Consider the following 21484-nt stretch of genomic DNA (forward strand, 5'->3'; position numbering starts at 1 on the left):
AAATAGAAAAAATGGCAAGGATGAGGATTTATTTTTTAGACTTTTTAACAATATTTCATTAGATATAGCGTCAAAAACTACAAATCATTTATGAATCCACATTTCTACCGCGGCGATTTCCTATCCAAACGCTCTATTGATTGGGTATATAATACCATAAAATAAAGTCATCTTTTGTTTCGTAAAATCCCCTTTATTTCAACTATATTTAAAAAAATTACGATATTTCTACACAAAATTGAATCTATAAATTACTCATGTTAGCACTTGCAGGAATCATTATATTGGGAATTTTGGCACAATGGGTGGCCTGGAAATTTAAAATTCCCGCAATCTTACCTCTAATCCTAATAGGTCTCCTGGTGGGTCCTCTTGCCACATTATACACAGGTGATGGCACAAAACTCATTCAACCTATCTGGAACGGAACCGAAGGGCTTTTTCCTGGTGAAAGTTTGTTTTATTTTGTTTCTCTGGCCATTAGTATCATTCTATTTGAAGGTGGATTAACGCTAAGGCGTAGTGAAATTTTGAATGTAGGTCCGGTGATCATTAAACTTATTACCCTAGCGGTAGTGGTTACCTTTTTTGGAGCTGGCTTGGCGGCCCATTTTATTTTTGACCTAAGCTGGCCTATTTCTTTTCTTTTTTCGTCATTAATTATCGTTACAGGGCCAACAGTAATCACACCGATCTTAAGAAATATACCACTCAAAAAAGATGTATCGGCAGTACTCAAATGGGAAGGTATCCTTATCGATCCTATTGGGGCTTTGGTGGCCGTTTTGGTTTTTGAGTTTATACGTGTTGGTGGGGGTGAAGAGTTTACTTTTACCGCACTTGTCGAATTTAGTAAAATTGTTCTGGTAGGTTTTACCTTTGGTTTTACGTTTGCCTATGGTCTTGCTTTTTCACTGAAAAGAAAAATTGTTCCACACTATTTATTGAATGTCGTAACGCTTGCCACAGTACTTGGAGTATTTGTGCTCTCTGATATTTTTGCTCACGAATCCGGTCTATTATCTGTTGTGGTAATGGGTATGGTTTTGGGGAATATTAACTTACCTTATCTGGATGAAATTTTATATTTCAAAGAATCTCTGAGCGTTCTTCTAATTTCGATTCTTTTTATTCTTTTGGCGGCAAATATTAACCTTGAAGACTTACAATTGGTATATAATTGGAAAGCGGGATTGCTTTTTGCCGTTGTTGTATTTATCGTTCGACCTCTTGGGGTTTTTCTTAGTTCTTCGAAATCCGGTCTAAAAACCAATGAAAAGCTCTTTATAAGTTGGGTAGGACCCAGAGGAATTGTAGCAGCAGGAATCGCTTCCTTATTTGGGCTAAAGTTGTACAAAGAAGGAGTGCCTGGAGCAGAATATATCACTCCATTGGTATTTATGATAGTACTGGGCACAGTATTGCTAAACGCCACCACTGCACGATATGTAGCCAAATTAGTAGGTGTCTTTTTAAATAAGTCTGAAGGAATTTTAATCATTGGCGCCTCCAAAATTTCAAGGCTTATTGCTCTATACATCAAAAATAATAACAAACATGTTGTACTTGTAGATAGTAATAGAGATAATATTACAAAAGCCAAAGACTTAGGATTAGATGCTATTGAAGCAAATATCTATGGTGAGCAATTAAAAGATAATATTGAACTAAATGATGTTGGATATCTTATGGCACTCACCGCCAATAATGACATCAATAAATACGCAATTAACAAGTTCAAGGATCAATTTGGAGAGAACGGTTCGTTTCGATTAATCACTTCCGACGAGATGAATAACCCCAACAATAATCCACAAGAAGGTTTGTTTTCTCATACCGATGATTACTACAAACTTATTGCGCTTGCCGAAAAGTATCCTAGTATTCAAGAAATAAAAATTAAGGACAAAAAGCATTACAAAACGCTTATTGAGATTACCAAAGAAGATGCAGATATTATTCCTCTGTTTATAAAAAATAGTACTAAAAATCTTCGTATTATTTCTTCCTACAGCAGAGAAATAGATCAGATACAGGAAGACAGCTATTTAGCTTATATCGGTAAACCTTTTGATATTGAAGAGGTCTGAAAAACATCGCTGAAAAACATTTTTAATCGATAAAACACACTTTTTTGTCTTAATTTTTTGTTAATAAGCGTATAACTTCTATATTTGGGCTCATAAATTTACATTAAACACCCAAATACTATGAAAAAACTTATGTTATCTGCCGTATGTGCATTCGCCCTAGTTATGACCTCTTGTGGAAGTGATGATGATGGAGGAGGAAACTGTAGAGAGTGTGAAATTTTTGGTATCGCAACTTCTATCTGTGACAACGGTGATGGTACAGTAACCGTAAATGCACTAGGACAGTCTAGTACTGAGACACTTCCGGAAGGAACAACTTTTGAGGCATTTGCTGATGCCACTTGTAATGCTGGAATAACAATCGGTCAATAATCGGCCTAGCTAACTAAATCTTACGAAGGTGACTCCAAATAGAGTCACCTTTTTTCTTTAATCAAATACATGTATACCGGTAAGTGATCACTATAGCCTCCTACATAGTTTTGACCACTAAAACTTCGGAAAGGATATCCTTTATACCTCCCAGTGGTAGTTATTAAAAATGCTTCACTGAATATTCCTACCTTATAAAACCTGTAAGAACTGTAATCTTCTTGTAATAACTCCTTCGACACTATGATTTGGTCAAAAATCGTCCAACTATCGTTCCATGCATGCGTACCAATACCTTTATTCTTCATCTTGGCCAAAGGATTATATAACTCTTTTAAATCTGTATCCATTCGTTTAGAGGTCGCTCCCAATACTTTTTTTAAGCTTGAGCTATCAGGATCATCATTAAAATCTCCCAACGTAATTATTTTTGAGTAAGGATCTAAAACAAAAATAGAATCTATTATTCTTTTATTCAGTTTCGCTGCTTTTTTCCTTTTATAAGCGCTTCTTGTCTCGCCTCCTCTTCTTGATGGCCAATGGTTGACAATACAATGAATCAAATCACCATCCAAATACCCGCTTACTACCAGTTGATCTCTTGTATATACTCTTTTTTGTGTTACCTCATCATAAAGGTATAATTCATAGGTTTTAAAATGTTTTGGTTTGAACCGGTCTTTTTGATACAATAAACCCACGTCTATTCCTCTGCGATCTGGAGAGTCCTCGTGTATAATCCCATATTTATTTTGAATAAGGATAGGTTCTTTAATCAGATCTTCTAATACCTTCCTGTTTTCTATTTCTGCAACTCCTAGTATAGCCGGAGCACTTCCTGTTTGTTCTTTTCCAATTTTCGAAATCACCAGTGCCATGTTTCGTAATTTCTCTTTATACAATTTATCTGTCCAATGATATCGGCCTTTTGGAGTTCTATCGTTATCAAATGTCAAGGGATCATCTATGGTATCAAAAAGGTTTTCTAAATTATAAAAAGCGATAGTCTGAATGTTATAGGTTTTCTTTTGCTGTGAGAGAAGTATCACAGGGATAAAGGACAAAAAGATCATCAACACTCTTATGATCACAACCATAATACAAATCGTTTAATCGTTCACGCAAATATTAATGTTCTGAGTTTCAGATTTTGAAACTGGTGTAATTTAATATTGCCTCTCACAACGTCGTCCTACTCATAATTTTTTATAACCAAAAAGAATTAGGTAAAGGACATGATAAATCGAACATCTATATTAAAACTCACTCTGGTATTTGAGTTTTGTGTTTCCTTCTTAAATGCTCAGGAAACTAATATAAAAGGTAGAGTTATTGACACTTTTAGCAATGAAAATATTGTTGATGCTTTGGTTTCAATTGAAAAAACCGATATCTCTTGTCGAACCAATACTTTTGGTAGCTTTAGCTTTAATAATGAGCCACTTCCTCTTGGAGAGCAGATTCTTGTCATTTCAAAACGTGGATACCTTTCGAAACGATTTCCTGTTGTGATTAATGAAGCCCAAACACTTGATCTTAAAATCCTCCGGTTAGATTATGATTTTAGTGATGAGGATCAACAAATTGCTACTATCGAAATCAGTGACCTGGAACTGGCAGAAGAGAACGATGTTTCCTTTAATATTCCAGCGCTCCTACAAGCTAGAAAAGACATCTTTCTGAATGCCGCAGCATATGATTTTAGCGCTGCTTTTTTTCGACCAAGAGGCATAAATAATGAAAATAGTCAACTTTTGATTAACGGAATTTCTTTCAACAAAATCTACAATGGGAGACCACAATGGAGCAATTGGGGAGGGTTAAATGATGTACAACGCAACCAGGAATTTTCTATGGGGGTTTCAGAAAACAGCTATTCTTTTGGTGACCTTCAAGGGACATCAAATATCATTATGAGGGCTTCTCAGTACAGAAAAGGAGGAAGAGTCTCCTATGCCGCTTCAAACAGAACCTACGAGGGAAGGGTAATGGCAACCTATAATTCTGGTGTTTCACAAAACGGATGGGCATATTCATTATCGTTTTCTAAAAGATTTGGTGAGGAAGGAATTTTTGAAGGTACAGGATACAATGCACACTCCTTTTTTACTTCGGTAGAGAAAAAAATAAATGAGAAACACAGTCTTAATTTTACAGGGTTCTACACACCCAATCAAAGAGGCCGATCCACTGCGATTACTGAGGAAGTAGCTCGTCTCAAAGGACCTAATTACAATCCGAATTGGGGATATCAAAATGGTAAAATAAGAAATGCTCGACAACGAAGAATAGAAGAACCTATTTTTATGCTAAATCATTATTGGCAGCTTTCAGAAAATACTCTAATCAATACCAATTTAGCATATCAAACCGGAGAGGTAGGAAACAGTCGTATTGATAACACGGGAGGAGATCTTTTTATAACTTCAAGTGGACAACAGCTATTTACAGGAGGAGGAAGAAGTACACAAACCAACCCTGTTCATCAAAGTAACTTACCTAGTTTTTTTCTTGGTAACCCTAACCCAACTCACCTAGATTTTCAGAATGCTTTTTTAGCTCGAGAAAACCTAATCAACAATGGCCAAATCGATTGGGACTCTATTGTGGCTACAAACCTTAACAACGCAGCCTTAGGAAATAATGCCACTTATATCGTATATGAAGATCGTACCGATGATACTCAGTTGGTGGGTAATGTGATTGTAAGTAGTGAGATATCCAAACATATCAATTTAAATGCTTCCATGTCTTATCGCTCCTTGTCTAGTGAAAACTTTGCAGAAGTAAGCGATTTATTAGGGGGTAATGGTTTTTTGGATGTTGATCTCTTTGCTATATCCTTTTCTTCCTTAGACCACGACACACAGCTTAATCAAGCGCAAAGTGATCTACGCAACCCAAATAGAATAGTATCCGAAGGTGATAGATATGATTACAACTATATACTAGAAGCAGCTACTCTAGATGGGTTTTTACAAACATCTTTTCAATTTAATACCATTGATTTTTTTATCGGTGGTAAGATATCTCAATCTTCCTTTCAAAGAGACGGGTTGTATGAAAATGGTTATTTTCCCGGCGATCAATCCTTTGGAAAAAGTAGTGCTCAGCAATTTCTAAATTATGGCATAAAAGCAGGATCTACGTTACGAATCAATGGGCTGCAGACTTTTCAGGTCAATGCAGGATATTTTAGTAAAGCCCCTACCCTTCAAAATGTTTTTGTTAATCCAAGACAAAATAACATGACCGTTTCTGAGCTTACCGGAACAGAACAACCAAATGAAATCATTCAAACCGTAGATGCCAGCTATTTATTCCGTTCCAAACACATCAAAGCACGTTTGAGCGGTTATTATACCAAAATAGAAGACGCTACAGATATTTCTTTTTTTTATACTCAAGCTATTTCAGGATCAGAAGCTGGTTTTGTACAAGAGATTGTAACCAATATCGATAAGCTTTACTATGGAGGTGAACTAGGTATTGAATTTCAGATTACCCCAACCTTAAAACTCAAATCAGCAGCAGCGATTGGAGAATTTAGATACAATAACAACCCAGAACTGGCACTAGCCAGTACTAGTGATGTTTTTGCAGAGGTGCAAGGTATTCGTTCTTTCGGTAAATCCTATATCAAGGGATATTATTTGCCTGTAGGTCCTCAAAACGTGGCTCAGTTAGGATTCGAATACCGTGATCCTGATTTCTGGTGGTTTGGAACCACTGTTAACTATTTTTCTAACGCCTTTATCAATGTGAGTCCATTTGCAAGAACCTCTAATTTTTATCAAGATCGTGATGGTTTACCTTTTAATGATATCGATCAAAATGTAGCCCAATCCTTGTTACAGCAGGAACAATTAGAAGATTACTTTCTTGTAAATGCTATTGGCGGAAAATCATGGAGAATCAACAACTATACTTTAGGTTTTTTTGCTTCCATTACTAACATCCTTGACCAGAAATACAGAACCGGTGGTTTTGAACAAACCAGAAATGCCAATTATAGACTAGCACTAGAAGAATCCAGAAGGGATACGCCCATTTTTGGACCAAAATACTTTTATGGCTTCAGCACCTCATACTACCTTAATTTTTATGTACGATTTTAAACACCGATCAAATGACATTCACACCAAAAACCAGCAAATCAATTTGTTATATACTGTTAACATCAATTCTTTTCTACTGCACTCCAGAACAAAATTTTGACACCCCATCCATATCCACTCTCGAACCAGAAATTGTAGGCACTTCTATTGATATACAATCCTTATTAGGCATGCTTGGTCAGGAACTAGAAAAAGAAGGAGAAAATGCGAAATTGATCTTTGAGGATACCGATAATTTTATCAGCGGATATGTAATTTCAAGTGACCGTGCTGGCAATTTTTTTAAAGAAGTTATCATTCAAAACAAAAAGGATAATCCTACGGCAGGGATTAGAGTATTGGTAGATGTTAACCCTCTGTTTACCTTCTACGATTTTGGAAGAAAAGTATTTATCCCTCTGAATGGTTTGTCTATAGGTATAGAAAATGGGGTTCCTACATTAGGAGTTCTCGATGGAAATACGATTGCCCCAATACCCTCATTTCAAATTGAACACACAATAATAAGAGGTCCAGAAATAGGAGAAATTATCCCTTTAGAACTAAGTATCTCAGATTTTTCTGATCAGTATCTCCATCTTTTTATCAAGATCAATAATCTTCAATTCCACAAAAACTTTGTACAAAATGATAATGTCTTTTCTTTTGCTTCAGAACCTAATGACCTATTTGATGGAGAACGAATCATAGAAGATTGTGAAACCCAAAGAAACACCGTTTTAAGCACTAGTACTTTTTCTGATTTTAAAGGCTTAAAACTGCCTCAAAGTAGGGGTAGCTTTCAAGGAATTCTTACCAAGAACTTTCTTGGAAATCGATATAATCTTGTACTCAATGATCCTAATGGGCTTTTATTTGATACCGAAGAACGTTGTGATCCTCAAGTGTTTGAATGTGTTCAAGAACAAGAAGGAGATCAGCTTATTTTTGAACAGGATTTTACTGATTTCAAAACCTCTGATTTAGGAAAAGAAGGTTGGCTAAATATCAATCAAACTCAAGGGAAGTTGAAGTACAAAATAGGAGAGTTTGCCAATAATAAATATGCTCAAATCACAGGGTTTAGATCAAATGAAGGTCTATATGAAGTTTGGTTGATTACTCCTGAAATTGACTTAAGCACTACCAATTCGGAAGTTTTGAACTTTGATGTCCAAGCTGGGTTTGATAACGGTAATATCCTAGAGGTGTTTATCAGTACTGATTTTGTCGATGATATCTCGACTGCCAACTGGTCTAAATTAGACGTAACCGTACCACGCGGACCATTAAATGCTTTTGGAGACCTTTTCCCCTCTGGCGCTATCGGTTTGGATTGTGTAGAAGGTACAGTAAGAGTAGGATTTAGATATTTGGGCGGTGATCCAAAAGTGACCACACGCTATCACATTGATAACATCAAAATAACCGGTAACTAACTTTTACTCTAGTATCATTCCAATATGGGGGATACCATCCTCGAGGTACTCCTCTCCTACCATAACAAACCCATGAGATTCGTAAAATCTTTGTAAATAGGTTTGTGCAGAAATTTTGATGGTCGTTGTTTTAAAATGATTCTCGACGGCAGCAATGCTTTCTTTGATGAGATCATGACCATATCCGTATTGCCTTTCTTTTTCGGCAACCACTACTCTGCCAATACTTGCATGCTCAAAATAATCGCCTGCTTTAAATATTCTAGTATAAGCGACTACTTCATCATCTTTATAGCCAATTACATGCAGTGCTTTTTGGTCTTTATTGTCGATATCTTGATATACACAATCCTGTTCAACAACAAAAACTTCTGCGCGTAAGCGCAAAATTTTGTAAAGCTCTGACGCTGTAAACTCATCAAAGCTTTTTACCGTAAATTTTAGGCTCATAAATCCGTAGTATTAGCACATCGGTATTTTGTTTACCCGATTTAAGTGTCTACCTCCTTCAAAAGCAGTGTTTAAAAATGTTTTTACCATTTCTAAAGCTTGTGGTGCAGAAGTAAATCTTGCAGGGATACATATAATGTTTGCATTATTATGTTGTCTGGTAAGTTCTGTTATTTCTTTTGTCCAACAAAGACCAGCCCGAATATTTTTGTATTTGTTAGCAGTCATCGCAACACCATTACCACTACCACAAATTAAAATTCCGAAATCTGCATTCTCACTATCCACATCTTTTGCTACAGGATGCACAAAATCTGGATAATCTACACTAGATTCTTCATTCGTACCATGATTAATTACTTCAATTCCTTGAGAGTTAAGATATTCTACTATTGTAAACTTATATTCTGTTCCTGCGTGGTCGTTTCCTATAGCTATTTTCATTTGTTTTTGATGTCTGTTTGAGTTACACTACAAAGATAATTTAATCCAAAAAAGTAACCTTCAAAAAGTCAAATAATTACGTAAATATTACCTCAATGTTAATAACTCATAACCTTGTGTTAACATTGTATGTGAATAAATGGTTCCTAAAATTTATAACATTTTTTTGCTTGTTTGATTTTTTATTAGAATACAAGAGGTGTCTGCAATTTTCAAAACAATAAATTCATTTTTTTTGGTTGAGTTTTCAAACATTAAATTAATGTTATGAACTCCCGTTTTTTTGAAAAACTATTAAATATTATATCTGTGAATATACTATTAACAACTGTTGATTATTTTTTATTTCTGTTACATTTTCAAGCAATTATCATATTGATATCTTGTTTATATGTTTCTGAAAATTTCAAGAAACTAAAAAAGCAAAAAAAACTTCGAAAAGTTATACCGCTATTCACACTACATCATAAGTATCATTATTAATTTTAAATTTCAAAAAAAGAAAAAAGATATATTAAATATATGTTGAAAAGTATCTTTGAATTTAAAAATTGGAAATAAAGAATGTCCTTATACAATTCGTAGATGTGAATTGGTATTTAAATCGTCTATGATTTGTAGTACTCTTTCTTTGTCTCTTTGATGAACTTTGAGATTGATTCCTCCCAGAGCGTTGGAGTAAAAAGGAAAAACGCCAATCATTGTTTCATTCTCGAAGAAATACGATATGCCTTCTCTATCTAGAAGAAGTTTCAATATAGCGTATTCATAGGGGTAAGTAAAGGTTTTTACAATAACAAAGTCTTTCATTAAAAGAAAATCAATAGCTAAATATACGAAATAAGAAAAAGGGATCAATAAAGTAGTGATAAAATGAGATAAACTACTGACCTTTAATCGGTCTCTAGAGTTTCTTCCCCAAATCGTGCTGAGCCATTTATCTCTGATTCGTTGATCGTTTCATTCTTTTTATCGAGGGTATTACTGATATATAAACTGAAAGAATACACTCCTAACAGGAATATTAGAACGAAAAGGAATATTACTTTATGTACTTTTTTGATTTTAGCCATCGTTATATAGAAACAGCAATCTATGACTGTTTAGTATAGTAAAATAAAATTAAGTAATTTTTAAGATAAAAGCAGGAAATTGTTTAGAAAATATAAATATAAACTACTGATTTACAGATAATACATTTTTTTAAGGTTAAACATAAAGAGAATGCAATGATTAATAAAAAGTTTAAACTTAAAATTATAGATCCTTAACAATAAACAGTACTTTTATCAGATATAACATAATTGACATTAATGAAAAGAAAGAGTAGAAGAAGAAAAAAGTCTCCCAAAATAGAGAATATCACCCAAGGAATACTCAAAATACTTAAATCAGAACCTCATAAAACTTTTAATTACAAACAAATAGCTGCTAAATTTGGTGTTAATGATGCCAGTAGCAGAAATCAGATTATCAAGAAGTTAGCTCAATTAGCAGCAAAGAAACAAATTGAAGAAGTAGAACGAGGTAAGTTTAAGATCATTCCTAATATAAATACATTTACTGGTAGATTAGAGATCACGACAAAAGGAACTGGATATGTAGTAGTAGAGGATCTTGAAGACGATATTTTTATTCCAAATAATAATTTAAACAAAGCATTAGACGGAGACGAAGTAGAGGTATATGTGTACCGTAGAAAGAGAAGAGGGAAAAGTGAAGGAGAAATTACTAGAATCATTAACCGCAAAAGAAATGAGTTTGTAGGAGTTATCGAGCTTCAAAAAAATTATGGTTTTGTAAATGTTCAGGATGGTAAAATGTATACCGATATTTTTGTACCGAAGAATAAAATAGGAAAGTCTGAGCATGGAGATAAGGTATTGGTAAAGTTAGAAGATTGGCCCGATAATGCAGAATCACCTTTTGGTAAAGTAGTAAAAGTTCTGGGTAAACCAGGAGAACACCATACCGAAATCCATGCAATTTTAGCTCAATATGGACTACCTTATGAATTTCCAGAGGAAGTCGAAGAATTTGCGAATCAATTAGATACGAGTATTCAGGAATCTGAAATCAAGAAACGAAGAGATATGAGAAATATCTTAACGTTCACGATAGATCCCAAAGATGCTAAGGATTTTGATGATGCTTTATCTTTTGAAATTCTGGAGAATGGAAATTACGAAATTGGTATCCATATTGCAGATGTATCACACTACGTAAAGCCAGGATCAATTCTTGATGATGAAGCCTACGAAAGAGCAACTTCTGTATACTTGGTAGACAGAGTAGTACCGATGTTACCAGAGATTTTATCTAATAATGCATGCTCTTTAAGACCTCATGAAGAAAAATATACATTTTCTGCAGTTTTTGAATTGAATGATAAGGCAGAAATCAAAAATCAATGGTTTGGTAGAACAGTCATCTACTCTGATGCACGTTTTGCTTACGAGGAAGCGCAACATATCATAGAGACCAAAGAAAGTGGTATTCCCGAGGAAATTTCACTTACCGGGAAAAGCTATACCGCGGATGATAAGATAAAAGAAGCGATTCTTAAATTAGATGAGTTGGCCAAAATCATGCGCTCCAAACGAATGAAACATGGAGCCATTTCTTTTGATAAGGTAGAAGTTAGATTCTCTTTAAACAACGATAACGAACCTACAGGAGTCTTTTTTAAGACTTCTAAGGACGCTAATAAGTTAATCGAGGAGTTTATGTTACTTGCTAATAAAAAAGTCGCAGAATTCATCGGAAAACAAAATCCAAAGAAAACCTTTGTGTATAGAGTACATGACGAACCCGACGACGAAAAGCTAGCAGCACTACAAAACATCATCGGACGATTTGGATATAAATTAGATTTAAGAGACCGAAAAACTACCACAAAATCTTTAAATGGTTTATTAAAGGATGTGCAAGGTAGAAAAGAACAAAACCTTGTAGATACGCTTGCTATTAGAAGTATGAGTAAAGCGGAATATACTACCCATAATATTGGGCATTATGGATTAGCATTTGACTATTATTCGCATTTTACATCACCGATTAGAAGATATCCTGATGTTATGGCACATCGTTTGCTGGAACATTATCTGGATAGTGGAAAATCTGTTGCTGAAGAAGAATACGAAGAAAAGTGTAATCACAGCAGTAGTATGGAAAACCTTGCTGCAAATGCAGAAAGAGATTCTATTAAATACATGCAGATCAAATTCATGAAAGATCATGAAGACGAGCATTTTTTGGGTGTAATTTCCGGAGTAACCGAGTGGGGTATTTATGTTGAAATTATTAGCAATAAATGCGAAGGAATGATCAGATTACGCGATATGAATGATGATCATTACGTATTCGATCAGGACGAATATGCTGTGGTAGGGCAGACTTCAAAGAAAGTCTACCAACTAGGAGATGAAGTTTATGTGAAAGTAAAAAGTGCTGATTTGGTCAAAAGGCATCTGGATTTTACACTTATCGGAAGTAAAGAAGAGGTAGAATAGAATTCTATATATAATAACACACAAATCTTAAAATATTTTTGATATGAAAAAGATTCTTTTTTTATGGGTATGGTTACCATTACTCTCGATAAATGCTCAGGATGTAGTGACCAAAAACATTGGAGATTTTAATGAACTAAAGGTATTTGATAAAATTAGTGTAACCTTAGTGCAGAGTGATGAAAATAAGGTTGAAATAACCGGAATAAAAAGACGTGAAGTAGACGTGATTCTGAAAGATGATCTGTTGAAAATACGAATGTTTGTAGATAATATTTGGGATAATAACAACACCAAAGTAACCGTGTATTATAAACAAATTGAAAAGATTGATGCCAACGAAGGTGCCAGGATTATCGCCCAGGACGTTATCAAATCAAGAGATTTAGATATCCGAGCGCAAGAAGGAGGAAAGGTCATCGGGAAAGTAGATGCCAATTTTGTGTATGGAAAGGCGGTAACAGGTGGAGAAATTGATCTCGAAGGTGAAGCAAAAGAACAGGAAATCGTTATTAACTCTGGTGGGCAATATTATGCTAGTGAGCTCGAAAGTAACGAAGTACAGGTAAGAGTAAGTGCCGGAGGAACTGCCGAAGTATTTGCCAGAAAGTACATCAAAGCCAATACTAATGCCGGAGGTACTATAAGGATTTTTGGAAATCCTACAGAAATGGATACCCAAAAATTATTGGGAGGTAAAATCATAGAAGTTAACTAAGTAGTTTTTTTACCTTTGTAGTATAGACACACTTATCATATGCTTCAAGATGCTCAGGCCGCAATACCATTAGGATTTTTATTAGCCTTTTTGATTGGGCCTGTTTTTTTTGTGCTTTTAGAAACAGCAGCTATTAAAGGTTTTCGAGCTGCGTTAGCTTTGGATCTGGGTGTAATTTTTGCTGATATTGTCTTTATTCTTATCGCATATTTTAGTACCAATCAAATTCTTGAAAAAATTAAAGATGATCCTGCGTTATTTATTTTTGGTGGGATGTTGTTGGCAACTTATGGAGTAATTTCTTTTATCCAGGAACGCAAAAACTACAATAAACTTCGAGATACTTCGGTAGAAATAATCAATAAACAGAATTACTTGATGCTCTTTGTAAAAGGGTTTTTGCTCAATTTTATTAATATTGGAGTATTGGGTTTCTGGCTAAGTATTATCATTGTTATTGGACCACAATTGGATATGAATACCAATAGAATATTGTATTTCTTCGGTATTGTTCTAGGTACGTATTTGTTTATTGATGTGTTTAAAATGTTATTGGCCAAACGCTTAAAAAGAAAGTTGACTCCAAAAAGAACATATATGACCAAGAGGATAATTAGTATACTGATGGTTGTTTTTGGGGTGTTTTTGATACTAAAAGGAGTTTTACCAGATACAATGGAGGAGAGAATACAGAATGAAATAGAAAAAATAACTCCAGAAGCTCCTGCTTTTAACTAAAAAATCCCGTACAAAATGTACAGGATTTTTGAGGTGTCGAGCGGATTCGAACCGCTGTAGATGGTGTTGCAGACCACTGCCTAGCCACTCGGCCACGACACCAGTTTTTGGTTGGAAGGCAAATGTAAAAAAATTTATTATTTCTTAGTAAGAAATTGCATTAAAACTGCATTCCAATATAACGAAAGTACAAAGTTAACGATTTTTACTTCGGGTTATAGTAACCATTTCAACATTTCCTCCAATGGGTGGATTAATTTTTGAAACATCTACTGTTGCTTTTTCAACCAGGGGTAATTCTTTGAGTATTCTAACTAATATTCGTTCTGCGGCATGTTCTAAGAGCTTAGATCGTATAGCCATTTCTTCTTTTACAATATGATTTAAATGTACATAATCTACGGTATCCGCCAAACGGTCTGACGCTGCAGATTGAGTTAAATCTGCTTTAATTTTAAGATCAACTCTGTAGTCGGATCCTATTTTTTTTTCTTCAACAAGACATCCATGATAGGCATATATCTTGATGTTTTTCAGTTTAATTATTCCCACAGAAGTTTTTGACAAAGGTAAAGGAATCTTTATTAATATTCGAGTCAAAAATTCTGGTTATCGCATGGATATGATCATATTTAAAATAATGTAATTAAAGGTTTTTTGATGTAGTGAAGCAACATAAGAATTTGTAGTTTTGTGGTTTATTTACTTTGTAATGACTGAAGAGAAAAAATCGCTCAATTTTATAGAGCATATTATAGAAGAGGATCTTGAAAATGGAATGAACACCAGCAATTTGCGTTTTCGTTTTCCTCCAGAACCTAATGGATATCTGCATATAGGACATACCAAAGCTATAGGAATAAGTTTTGGTTTGGGGTTAAAATATAATGCTCCTGTCAATCTTAGGTTTGACGACACTAATCCGGCAAAAGAAGAGCAGGAATACGTAGATGCAATTAAAGAAGATATTACCTGGTTGGGGTATACATGGGATAGAGAGTGCTATTCTTCAGATTATTTTCAACAGTTGTATGACTGGACAGTACAGTTAATTAAAGAGGATAAGGCATACGTGGATTCTCAAACTGCAGAAGCTATTGCACAGCAAAAAGGCACCACTACAGAACCAGGAACAAATAGTCCTTATAGAGACCGGTCTGTAGTTGAAAATTTGGATCTTTTTGAACGAATGAAAAATGGAGAATTTGATGAAGGAGCACATGTAGTTCGTGCCAAAATTGACATGGCGGATCCAAACATGTTAATGAGGGATCCATTAATGTATCGTATCCTTAAAAAATCACATCACAGAACAGGTGATGAGTGGTGTATTTATCCTATGTACGATTGGACACATGGAGAAAGTGATTACATAGAGAATATATCTCATTCCTTATGTTCACTGGAGTTTAAACCTCATAGAAAATTATATGACTGGTTTTTGGATCAGGTGTATAGTGAGCATATAAGACCAAAACAACGTGAGTTTGCCAGGCTTAATTTGAGTTATACCATTATGAGTAAGCGTAAGCTCCTTAAACTGGTAGAAGAGGGTATTGTAAAAGGATGGGATGATCCAAGAATGCCAACGATTTCTGGCCTTAGAAGACGTGGATATACTCCAGCTTCGATACGTAAATTTGTAGAAACAGTAGGAGTGGCCAAGCGAGAAAATGTTATCGATGTTTCTTTGTTAGAATTTTGTGTTAGAGAAGATCTTAATAAAATAGCGCCAAGGGTAATGGCGGTTGTGAATCCGGTAAAATTGGTAATCACGAATTATCCTGAAGGACAAGAGGAGTGGTTAGAAGCCGAAAATAACCCTGAAGATGATAGTGCAGGATCTAGAAAAGTTCCATTTTCTAGAGAGTTATATATAGAAAAAGAGGATTTCAAAGAAGAAGCTAGTCGAAAGTTTTTCAGACTTACTTTAGGTAAAGAGGTTCGTTTAAAAAATGCATATATCATTAAGGGAGAAAGTGTGGTAAAAGATGATGAAGGAAACATCATCGAAATCCATTGTACATATGATCCAGAAAGCAAATCAGGTAGTGGTACAGAAGCGTCTAAACGTAATGTGAAGGGAACTTTACATTGGGTATCTATGGCACATGCGGTACCCGCAGAAATAAGAGTATATGATCGATTATTTAATGATGAAGCACCTGCAGGACATAAGGATAAAGACTTTATGGAGTTCCTTAATCCAGAGTCCCTTAAGATCATAACAGGGTATGTAGAGCCTAGTTTAAAAGAAGTGCAACCACTAGAACAATTTCAATTTCAGAGGCTAGGATATTTTAATGTTGATCCTGATAGTTCTGATGATCTTTTGGTATTTAATAAGACTGTTGGATTGAGAGATACCTGGGCAAAGGCAAAGCCTGTACAATCGCAAAATAATAACAATAAACCAGCTCAAAATCAGCAGAGAGAGGTTCCTGCTATAGAAGAGGTAAAAAGAGCAGGGAAGAAGTACACCAATTTGCCGGAAGAGAAAAGAACGGTGCTAAAAAATAAGATCATTGAGGCAGCAAAAAAAATTGAAATTGAGGAGTTGATTCCACTGTATAACACAGCGGCAAAAAAGGTAGGAACCCGCATATCTACTACAATTGCGTTGGGTATAGTGCTAGAAACGAAGAATATAGAGCCTGATGAATTGGCGATAGCATTTATTCAGAAAGGAATGGAGGATGGTAACGAATTACTTCAAGCTGAAGCCAAAGAAATAGCCAAAAAATATGATATAAGTTAAAAAAGAAAAGCCCTCAAATAGAGGGCTTTTTTATTAGTTTTCTGCGATGTGCTCATCAAGAGGTATCTCTATATCTGTTTTAAAATTTGGAAACAGTTTCTGAGTATCAGGATCATCCAGTAATTTATTAGACTCTACAAAATACCATTGCGATTTTTTGGAATCATAAAATCCAAATAAAGAACCTTTTATCACTACGGATCTACCACTAAAGTCCATTTCTACAGTATTCTTTATCAGACATCGATATTCTTTTCCTTCTTTTTTAAGTTCTGCAACTTCTTCGATTTTGGATTTTTTAACTTTAATATTTTGAGCATCCATAGTTCTGAAATTATCATTCATGGTCTCCATCAATTGTTCTTGTCCAAAAGCTTCAAAAATATTTGGATGAGTATATTTAAGCATTTGACTTAAATTTCTATCAATGGATGCTTTTGATGTTGCTTTAGCATCTCTTAGTGCAGTTTTTTTAAGAGTGTTTGCGTTTTGCGAAAAAACACTCCCTGTGACCAAAAGTAACAGTAAAAAGTAATTTTTCATGGGACTACGTTTTATAAAAATTGTTAAGTTTACGACTATAAGTTTTATTTATAAATTTACAGTATTTATCATTTTTTCTTATTAAAAATAACGTTAAATAAAGCTTTTTAAACGATTAAAAAAATAATAGCATGTAAATCTATATAGGGAAATCAAAAACTGTGCTAAAAACGCTGTAATTGATTTTTTAACAAAAATAAGCCCGTTTTCATAAGTTTGCAACAAAAAAATAAAAAACCCGACTTACAAACATAAGTCGGGTTGTTTTTTAAGACAAAAAAATGTTATTCTTCGGTTCCAGGTTTTTTCTTTCTGGTAATTCCTTTAGCTGCATTTTGTCTTTTCATTTCTTCACCAATTTGATTGGAAGCAGTAAAAGAAGCAATCATGTTGTTTAGCATATCACTTCCTGCTTGAGGAGAATTTGGAAGTAATATTAAATTACTATTGGTTTCTTCTCCTATAGATTGTAAAGTATCATAATGTTGAGTAACTACAATTAGAGCTGAAGCTTCTTGAGAATTGATACCAACATTGTTAAGCACATCTACACTTTCTTCCAGTCCTCTTGCAATTTCTCTACGCTGATCGGCGATACCTTGTCCTTGTAATCGTTTACTTTCGGCTTCAGCACGTGCTTTTGCTACAATTTTAATTCGTTCAGCTTCGGCTTCATATTCTGCAGCAATCTTTTCACGTTCCGCAGCATTAATACGGTTCATTGCTTCTTTAACTTGTAGATCTGGATCAATATCGGTTACTAACGTTTTTATAATGTCATATCCGTAATTGATCATTGCTTCATTTAATTCTGCTTTTACGGCAATAGCAATGTCATCTTTTCTTTCAAAGACATCGTCAAGTTTCATTTTAGGAACTTCGGCACGTACAACATCAAAAACGTATGAGGTAATTTGATCATGCGGGTTTTCTAGTTTATAGAAAGCATCATATACTTTCTCTTTGATCACTTGAAACTGGACAGAGATTTTTAGACGTACAAATACATCATCTTTTGTCTTGGTTTCAACGATTACATCAAGCTGTTGTATTCTCAAATTGATTCTACCAGCGATACGATCGACTATTGGAATTTTCATTTGGAGTCCTGAATTGCGGAAGCTCAAAAACTTTCCAAAACGTTCTACCACGGCAGAGGTTTGTTGTTTCACCACAAAGAATGAGGAGAACAAAACAATAAAACCAAAAATTAGTACCGGAATTAATAATATACCCATTGTTTTTTCAGATTAAAGTTAATAGTTATGTAAATGAATGTACAAAATAAATGTATTGCAATACACTATTTTGAAATGGTAATCATAGCAGTAGCAATCTGTGCATTACTCGAACCAAATGCTACTGAAACTATTTCCCAACCATCTTTTGAAACACGATTAAGGGTATCTTCAACCTCTTTCCTTAGCTTTTCGGTCGACCATACATTGGATAGTTTTAGTACTCTAAATGTTTTTGCCATTGCTATATTTTTGTTGATTCTAGTATTATATATGTGTCGGTTTTTTAGAAAACGTTACATATGTTCGATGTGGAACAATAAAAATAGTATTGCAAAACAAACAAGATTAAAGCTGCTCTATAGCACTTTCAATTCTGTAAATGGTTTGTTTTTTACCAATTACAGAAGCGATCAAAAATAGATCTGCTCCTTGCAATGATCCAACCAGAGCTATTCGTAAGGGCATCATTATTTTTCCGAAACCTATTTCCTTTCCGGTAATCCATGCTTTTACGATTTGGGAAACATTGTCCTTAGTAAAGTCATCAATATCGCTAAGTATCCGAGTTAGCTCGTGCATAAGATCAGCCGTATCTTCTTTCCATGCTTTTTTTGTAGCTTTTTCATCGTATTGAGTAGGTGGTATAAAGAAGTAGGAGGACAGTTCCCAGAGATCATTTACAAATACCGCTCTTTCTTTTACTGCTTCAATTACAGTTTCGATATTGTTTTCGGTTGTAATCTTTTTATGCTCCAGTATGGTTTTAAATGCACTGGTCAGTTCAGAATTATCTAGTCTTTGTAAGTGTTGTTGTTGAAACCATTTTGTTTTTTCTGGATCAAATTTAGCTCCAGCTTTGTTCACTCTCGAAAGATCAAATTGTTGAATCAATTCATCTAGGGAGAAAAGTTCTTGCTCGGTTCCAGGATTCCAACCCAAAAAGGCAAGCATGTTTACTACGGCTTCAGGAAGATAACCATCTTCACGATATCCGGCAGAAAGATCGTTGGTTTTGGGATCGGTCCATTGTAATGGGAATACAGGAAATCCTAATTTGTCACCATCTCTTTTGCTTAGTTTTCCTTTACCAACTGGTTTTAGAATTAAAGGTAGATGAGCAAAAACAGGAGCTTCCCATTCTAATGCCTGATATAACATAAAGTGAAGCGCTAATGATGGCAACCATTCTTCACCTCTAATCACATGGGTAATCTCCATCAAATGATCATCTACGATGTTAGCAAGATGATAGGTAGGCATTCCATCACTTTTGAATAAAATTTTATCATCCAAGGTGTTAGTATCTATTTTGATATCTCCTCTTATTTCATCTTTAAGTTGTAAGATTTCGTCTTTGGGAGATTTAAATCTTATGACGTACGGTACTCCAGATGCTAATTTGTTGGCAACTTCTTCTGAAGATAAGCTCAATGAATTATCAAGTTCGTTTCTATTATGCCAATTGTAAATAAAGGTTTTTTTATTAGCTTCGTGTTCTTTTCTTAACTGATCAAGACTATCGGGCGTATCAAATGCGTAATAGGCATTTCCGTTTTCTAGAAGACGATCTGCATATTGTTTATAAAGATCTTTTCTTTCACTTTGACGATAGGGACCAAATGAACCTTCCTGATCAGGACCTTCATCATAAGGAATATTACACCAGTTTAGGGCGTCTTTAATGTATTGTTCTGCTCCTGGTACATATCTATTTTGATCGGTATCTTCAATACGTAAGATAAATGTACCGTTGTTTTTTTTAGCAAATAAATAATTAAATAAAGCGGTTCTTACTCCACCAATGTGTAAGGGACCGGTGGGACTGGGAGCAAATCGTACCCTAACTTGTTTTGTCATGATCGTGTAATTTTATGCGCTTTATGATAGTTGTTTTATCATAAAATAATCATGCACAAAGATACAATCTTCATTAGTGAAATAAAGAGTTTTTTGAAGGATATGTGTATTGATTTGATTATGAATTCATGAGGTTTTCATTTCACGTGGAACTCGTTTGTTCATAATCATAAACCAAATTGGAGGTAATAAAGAAAGAACCATAGAGGTAGGATAGCCAAAAGGTAGTTGTGGACTTTGATCATGATGATCCAGTAATTGATATTTTTTGGAGGCACGAAGGTGATGATCGCTGTGTCGGGTTAATTCATAGAGCATAATTCGTCCAAGAGAGTGATTAGAATTCCAGGAATGAATTTCTCTTACTCTTTCATATCTGCCAGAAGAAGTTTTGTTGCGTCTTAATCCATAGTGTTCGATATAATTGATAGTTTCAAGAAGCAAAAAACCAACAATCCCACTAAAGAAGGCAATTTTCAAGGATTGAAAATTAAATAACATATACGCTAGTGAGAGGTATGATGCTTGTATAAGAAGGTACCAAAGCATATCGTTTTTTGTAGATAGAAAAGATTGATTCTTTTGTTTCAGTAAATTGAGCTGTATACGCCATGCGCTTATATATTGTCCTATGGTAGAAGAGAGCCAAAAGAAGTAAACAGGTTGATTATATTTAGCCGTAGCAGGATCTTCTTTGGTTGCTACTTTAAGATGATGACCGAAATTATGCTCAATATAGAAATGCATATACAATGAAGGTAGCAGAAGTGCTTTTCCTATAAAGCGTTCTTTGGTGAATCTATGGCCTAATTCATGACCGACATTGATACCGTTCGTACCTAGAACGATTCCAGTAGAAAGTATGATACCAACAATTTCATAGGTTTCAAGAGTAGCATTATGGCATATGTAAAGCGTAGCAAATAGGATTCCGTAAACTATGGGTAAATTAAGATAGAGCATCCAATCAAAAAGTTTGTTTTTGGATTTTTCTTCCTTTTGTGGTTGATCATCATTACGGGTAGAGGCAGTTGTGAATAACTCTAAAAGAGGTATGAAACCAAAGGCATAAACGAGAGTTGAATAGGTAAAATATCCTTGTAACAAAAGACCAATAATAGCCATCAGAGGAATGGTGTAAGCGGTGATATATTTTAGATCTTTCATAAGTTATTAGGAGCTAATGGGTTGAATTATCATAAATATAACAATTCTATTAAAA

Annotated in this window: 19 protein-coding genes and 1 tRNA gene; 8 read left to right on the top strand and 12 right to left on the bottom strand. The window is 34.6% G+C overall.

Going from position 1 to position 21484, the window contains the following annotated elements:
- The first annotated feature begins 257 nt into the window (after positions 1-257).
- A complete protein-coding gene (locus ACXAGJ_RS04320) occupies positions 258-2090 on the top strand; it encodes a cation:proton antiporter (protein WP_474837456.1) in 1833 nt (610 codons plus the stop codon).
- 120 nt (positions 2091-2210) lie between these two features.
- Complete coding sequence (locus ACXAGJ_RS04325) at positions 2211-2465, top strand: hypothetical protein (protein WP_474837457.1); 255 nt, start codon at positions 2211-2213, stop codon at positions 2463-2465.
- A 44-nt stretch (positions 2466-2509) separates the two neighbouring features.
- Here the strand turns inward: ACXAGJ_RS04325 and ACXAGJ_RS04330 are convergent, their stop codons facing one another.
- Positions 2510-3562: an endonuclease/exonuclease/phosphatase family protein gene (locus tag ACXAGJ_RS04330; RefSeq protein ID WP_474837459.1), complete on the bottom strand. Its 1053-nt coding sequence runs from the start codon at positions 3560-3562 to the stop codon at positions 2510-2512.
- A 138-nt stretch (positions 3563-3700) separates the two neighbouring features.
- Here ACXAGJ_RS04330 and ACXAGJ_RS04335 point away from each other — a divergent pair, with 138 nt between their 5' ends.
- Both ACXAGJ_RS04335 and ACXAGJ_RS04340 read left to right on the top strand, forming a co-directional pair.
- Complete coding sequence (locus ACXAGJ_RS04335; RefSeq protein WP_474837461.1) at positions 3701-6583, top strand: carboxypeptidase-like regulatory domain-containing protein; 2883 nt, start codon at positions 3701-3703, stop codon at positions 6581-6583.
- A gap of 11 nt (positions 6584-6594) precedes the next feature.
- Entirely contained in the window at positions 6595-8001 is a 1407-nt protein-coding gene (locus ACXAGJ_RS04340) for a DUF5689 domain-containing protein (protein ID WP_474837463.1), read from the top strand.
- A 3-nt stretch (positions 8002-8004) separates the two neighbouring features.
- Here the strand turns inward: ACXAGJ_RS04340 and ACXAGJ_RS04345 are convergent, their stop codons facing one another.
- From ACXAGJ_RS04345 to ACXAGJ_RS04360, 4 genes are all read right to left on the bottom strand, one after another.
- Complete coding sequence (locus tag ACXAGJ_RS04345) at positions 8005-8451, bottom strand: GNAT family N-acetyltransferase (protein ID WP_474837465.1); 447 nt, start codon at positions 8449-8451, stop codon at positions 8005-8007.
- Between the two features lie 12 nt (positions 8452-8463).
- Entirely contained in the window at positions 8464-8895 is a 432-nt protein-coding gene (gene rpiB, locus ACXAGJ_RS04350; RefSeq protein ID WP_474837467.1) for a ribose 5-phosphate isomerase B, read from the bottom strand.
- A 570-nt stretch (positions 8896-9465) separates the two neighbouring features.
- Positions 9466-9705 carry a hypothetical protein gene (locus tag ACXAGJ_RS04355; protein ID WP_073316042.1) on the bottom strand — a complete coding sequence of 80 codons (240 nt, stop codon included), beginning with the start codon at positions 9703-9705 and terminating at the stop codon, positions 9466-9468.
- Positions 9706-9788: 83 nt separating this feature from the next.
- Positions 9789-9968: a hypothetical protein gene (locus ACXAGJ_RS04360; RefSeq protein ID WP_073316041.1), complete on the bottom strand. Its 180-nt coding sequence runs from the start codon at positions 9966-9968 to the stop codon at positions 9789-9791.
- 240 nt (positions 9969-10208) lie between these two features.
- Here ACXAGJ_RS04360 and rnr point away from each other — a divergent pair, with 240 nt between their 5' ends.
- The 3 genes from rnr to ACXAGJ_RS04375 are packed head-to-tail and all read left to right on the top strand — an operon-like array spanning position 10209 to position 13863.
- Positions 10209-12407 (top strand): ribonuclease R, encoded by a 2199-nt coding sequence (gene rnr / locus ACXAGJ_RS04365; protein WP_474837470.1) that lies wholly within the window; start codon positions 10209-10211, stop codon positions 12405-12407.
- 43 nt (positions 12408-12450) lie between these two features.
- A complete protein-coding gene (locus ACXAGJ_RS04370) occupies positions 12451-13125 on the top strand; it encodes a head GIN domain-containing protein (protein ID WP_474837472.1) in 675 nt (224 codons plus the stop codon).
- Between the two features lie 39 nt (positions 13126-13164).
- A complete protein-coding gene (locus tag ACXAGJ_RS04375) occupies positions 13165-13863 on the top strand; it encodes a LysE family translocator (protein WP_474837474.1) in 699 nt (232 codons plus the stop codon).
- Positions 13864-13894: 31 nt separating this feature from the next.
- Here the strand turns inward: ACXAGJ_RS04375 and ACXAGJ_RS04380 are convergent.
- Positions 13895-13965: transfer RNA gene (locus ACXAGJ_RS04380), tRNA-Cys, on the bottom strand.
- Positions 13966-14058: 93 nt separating this feature from the next.
- Positions 14059-14415: a dihydroneopterin aldolase gene (gene folB / locus ACXAGJ_RS04385; RefSeq protein WP_474838047.1), complete on the bottom strand. Its 357-nt coding sequence runs from the start codon at positions 14413-14415 to the stop codon at positions 14059-14061.
- 160 nt (positions 14416-14575) lie between these two features.
- Between folB and ACXAGJ_RS04390 the strand changes: the two genes are divergently transcribed.
- Complete coding sequence (locus ACXAGJ_RS04390; protein WP_474837476.1) at positions 14576-16621, top strand: glutamine--tRNA ligase/YqeY domain fusion protein; 2046 nt, start codon at positions 14576-14578, stop codon at positions 16619-16621.
- A gap of 33 nt (positions 16622-16654) precedes the next feature.
- Here ACXAGJ_RS04390 and ACXAGJ_RS04395 read toward each other — a convergent pair whose 3' ends face one another.
- The 5 genes from ACXAGJ_RS04395 to ACXAGJ_RS04415 all read right to left on the bottom strand — a co-directional run bounded on the left by ACXAGJ_RS04395 (position 16655) and on the right by ACXAGJ_RS04415 (position 21429).
- Positions 16655-17164, bottom strand: coding sequence for a hypothetical protein (locus ACXAGJ_RS04395; RefSeq protein WP_474837478.1), 510 nt, complete (start codon positions 17162-17164; stop codon positions 16655-16657).
- A 284-nt stretch (positions 17165-17448) separates the two neighbouring features.
- Positions 17449-18402 carry an SPFH domain-containing protein gene (locus ACXAGJ_RS04400; RefSeq protein WP_073316034.1) on the bottom strand — a complete coding sequence of 318 codons (954 nt, stop codon included), beginning with the start codon at positions 18400-18402 and terminating at the stop codon, positions 17449-17451.
- A gap of 65 nt (positions 18403-18467) precedes the next feature.
- Positions 18468-18644, bottom strand: coding sequence for a hypothetical protein (locus tag ACXAGJ_RS04405; protein WP_170864591.1), 177 nt, complete (start codon positions 18642-18644; stop codon positions 18468-18470).
- Positions 18645-18750: 106 nt separating this feature from the next.
- Positions 18751-20262 carry a glutamate--tRNA ligase gene (gene gltX, locus ACXAGJ_RS04410; protein WP_474837480.1) on the bottom strand — a complete coding sequence of 504 codons (1512 nt, stop codon included), beginning with the start codon at positions 20260-20262 and terminating at the stop codon, positions 18751-18753.
- 126 nt (positions 20263-20388) lie between these two features.
- Entirely contained in the window at positions 20389-21429 is a 1041-nt protein-coding gene (locus ACXAGJ_RS04415) for an alkane 1-monooxygenase (protein ID WP_474837482.1), read from the bottom strand.
- Positions 21430-21484 lie beyond the last annotated feature (55 nt).

The organism is Aquimarina sp. AWH4_224 (assembly GCF_056160245.1).